Source organism: Nonomuraea sp. MG754425, assembly GCF_021699195.1.
Lineage (GTDB): Bacteria > Actinomycetota > Actinomycetes > Streptosporangiales > Streptosporangiaceae > Nonomuraea.
Genome location: NZ_SSXE01000372.1, coordinates 1 through 3070 on the forward strand (window position 1 = coordinate 1; position 3070 = coordinate 3070).

Genomic DNA, 3070 nt, shown 5'->3' on the forward strand with positions numbered 1-3070 from the left:
CCCGTGCCGGTGGAGCAGTTCAGGGCCGCGCTGGCGGAATGGGTCGAACGCGCCAGGCAGGCGCCCGGCGAGGAGGTGGTGCTGATGTTCTCCGGCACCACGTTCGTCCAGGAGGCCCGCGGCAACCGGCCGATCCGGCTCACCCGCGTCTACCTCGAACGCCGGTGCCCGGTCTTCTTCAACTACTACCGCTGGCGGCCGAGCGACCCGCTACCGGAGCACCCCGACCCGCTGCTGTTCCAGAGCCCCATCGACATCACCCCCCAGCTCCTGGACGAGGTGCTGGCCGCCGACTTCGGCGGCAAGCGCAAGCTGCTGTTCGCCTCCTTCCCGCACGAGGCCATGGTGCGCACGCTCACCCACGCCGCCGCCCGGGGCTGGGTGACCATCTACGACGCCCGCGACGACTGGGAGGAGTTCCACAAGATCGGCATGGCCAAGTGGTACCACCCGGGCCACGAGCGCTACCTCGTCGCGCACGCCGACGTGGTGACCGCCGTGTCCGCGCCACTGGCCAGAAAGATGGAGACGCTGGGCGGACGGCAGGTGAGCGTCAACGCCAACGCCCTCGACCCCGACTTCCCCTCCCCCACGGCCCCGCGCCGGGCCGAGGCCACCACGATCGGCTACTTCGGGCACCTGACCGACAAGTGGTTCGACTGGGACCTGCTGCTGCGCGCCGCCCGCGCGTACCCGCACTACACCTTCGAGCTGGCCGGGCACCAGAACCCGGAGCTGAAGCTGCCGGCCAACGTCCGGCTGCTCGGGCTGCTCGGCCACCGCGAGCTGGCCGAACTGAGCGCCGGGTGGGCGCTGGCGCTGATCCCGTTCAAGAACGGCGCGCTGGCCGACGCCGTCGACCCGATCAAGGTCTACGAGTACCTCCACCTCGGCCTGCCCGTGCTGACGACCTACTTCCCGCAGTGCGCCGGCTACCCGGGCGTGCGGGTCACCGAGTCGGCGGCCGAGTTCGTCGCCGCCGTCCCCGAGGTCGCCGGGTCCGCCCCCGACCCCGGCGAGATCCGGGCGTGGCTGGCGCGCAACACCTGGGAGTGCCGCGTGGAGGCGTACACGGAGCTGTCCGAGCGGGTCCTGCGCAAGGGCCGCGACGGGCTGCTGACGCTGCTGGAGTGCCGATGAAGGTGCTGTTCTGCTACCGGTACGGCGTGATCGGCGGCGTGTCCACGCAACTGCTCAACCGCTACACGCACTTCTCCGCCGAGTTCGACATCGAGGTGCTGTACGAGTCCGACCACGGCATGATCGCGCACTTCCCGCCGGGCGTGGCCCGGGTGACGGCCACCGACGACGCCCGCGAGGCCGCCATCCGCCAGGCGCGCCCGGACGTCGTCGTCGTGATCGACAGCCCCGGCTTCCTGACCGCCTGGCAGCGCGCCGGCTCGCCCGGCTCGCTCATCCTGGAAGTGCACACGACCACGGCCAACCTCTCCTACCTGGGCGAGATGGAGGCGGAGCCGGACCACATCGTGACCGTGAGCGAGTACATGCGCGCCAAGCTCGGAGCGCTCGGGCTCGCGCCGATCAGCGTGGTGCCCAACTGCCTGGACGAGCGCTGGTACGCCGAGACCGTACCGCCCGCGCTCGACACCACCCCGGTCGCCTGGATCGGCAAACTGGACGGCCACAAGCGCTGGCGGGCCGCCGCCGACCTGCTCGACCGCATCGCGGTCGCCGAACCCGGCGTCACGCCGCTGCTCATCGGCGGCTACACCGCCCCCGCCGCCGAGGTGGCGGCGCTGACCACCAAGCTGGCCACCTCGCCCGCGCTCGCCTCGGGCCGCTGGCTGCCGCGCGTGGACTACGACCTCATGCCCGCCCTCTACTCCGCCATCGCCGCCAACGGCGGGCTGACCGTCTCGACGACCACGGACGAGTCGTTCGGCATGTCGGTGGCCGAGGCGCTGGTGCGGGGCTGCCCGGTGATCGCGCCCGCGGTGGGCGCGCTGCCGGAGATCCTCCCGCCGGAGGCGCTCTACCCGCCGGGCGACTGGGCGTCCGCGGCGGAGCGGGCGCGGCGGGCCCTGACCGACGCCGCCTTCCGCACCGCCCTGCTGAGCACCGCCCAGCTCGTACGGGAGCGCACGCACACCGAGTACGCGCTGGCGGCCTTCCGCCGGGTGCTTCAGCGCAGCGCGAAGTCGTCGAACGTGGCCTGACCCGGCTCGGCCAGCACCAGCCCGAAGCTCAGGTTCGCGGCCCCGTCGGCCGGCGGGGTCCAGGTGGCCTGCCGCCACGTGGCCGAGGCGGGCAGGACGGGGCCGGCGGCCCAGCTCGACCACGTGCCGTCCGCCGCGCGCCGGCTCACCGTGAACCGCACGGGCGCGGTCGAGGTGTACCAGGCCGACAGGGTGCCGGGCCGGGGCGCGCACGCGCCGTCGTCCTGCTTGACCGCCAGCCTGAGCCGCCCGGCGTCGCCGTCGCCCACCTTGACCTGGACGGCCCAGCGCCCCGTGCGCGCGCCCGCCACGCGGCCGAACTCCGCCGTGGCGGACCGCCCGTCGAGCTGCCAGCAGTCGGGGACGCCCTCCTTGCCGAAGTAGTTCTCCAGCGAGCCGTTGATCACCGCAGCGGCGGGCCGCAGCCGCGGCACGGGCCGCGCGTCGCCGCCGATCACGTCGCCGACCGTGCGCACCGGGACGCCGCGGCCCTTCAGCCAGTCGAGGAACCGGGTGAACACCTCCGGCCGGACGCCGAGCGAGCCGCAGTCGTCGCAGTAGTCGTGGAAGACCAGGATGGCCCAGCCCCCGCTCCGCTCGGCGGCCTCGACGTGCCGCTGGATCTCCGCCAGCGTGCTGCGCGAGCCGATCGACAGCGGGGTGCGCAGGTCGTACGGGTCCGCGGGCGCGGTGCTCTGCGCGGCGGTGCCCGCCTGCCCGCGCCCGCTGCTGTAGCCGCACTCCTCGACCGCGGCCTCGGCCTCGGCGTTCACGGCGTGGAAGGGGTAGGCGAACGAGCGCGGGGCGAATCCCAGCGCCAGCAGCGCCGCCCGGTCGCCGCACACCTCCCTGAGCTGCTCGTCGGGGTGCAGCTCGGGCAGGCGGGCACACCC

3 protein-coding genes are annotated in these 3070 nt (G+C 73.8%); 2 read left to right on the forward strand and 1 reads right to left on the reverse strand.

Annotation, left to right across the window (positions count from 1 at the left end; genetic code table 11):
* Both FAF44_RS52580 and FAF44_RS52585 read left to right on the forward strand, forming a co-directional pair.
* Positions 1-1140, forward strand: a 1140-nt coding sequence (locus FAF44_RS52580) for a glycosyltransferase (RefSeq protein WP_237111017.1), incomplete at its 5' end; no start/stop codon positions are given.
* On the forward strand, positions 1137-2177 hold the full coding sequence (locus FAF44_RS52585; protein WP_237111018.1) for a glycosyltransferase family 4 protein: 1041 nt from the start codon (positions 1137-1139) through the stop codon (positions 2175-2177). The genes FAF44_RS52580 and FAF44_RS52585, both read left to right, overlap by 4 nt.
* On the opposite strand, the gene FAF44_RS52590 is transcribed toward FAF44_RS52585, so the two are convergent.
* Positions 2144-3070, reverse strand: a 927-nt coding sequence (locus FAF44_RS52590; RefSeq protein WP_237111019.1) for a hypothetical protein, incomplete at its 5' end; no start/stop codon positions are given. The genes FAF44_RS52585 and FAF44_RS52590 overlap by 34 nt on opposite strands.

Coding starts and splice junctions, on each gene's coding strand:
- FAF44_RS52585 (WP_237111018.1), top strand. CDS start 1,137: ATGAAGGTGCTGTTCTGCTACCGGTACGGCGTGATCGGCGGCGTGTCC.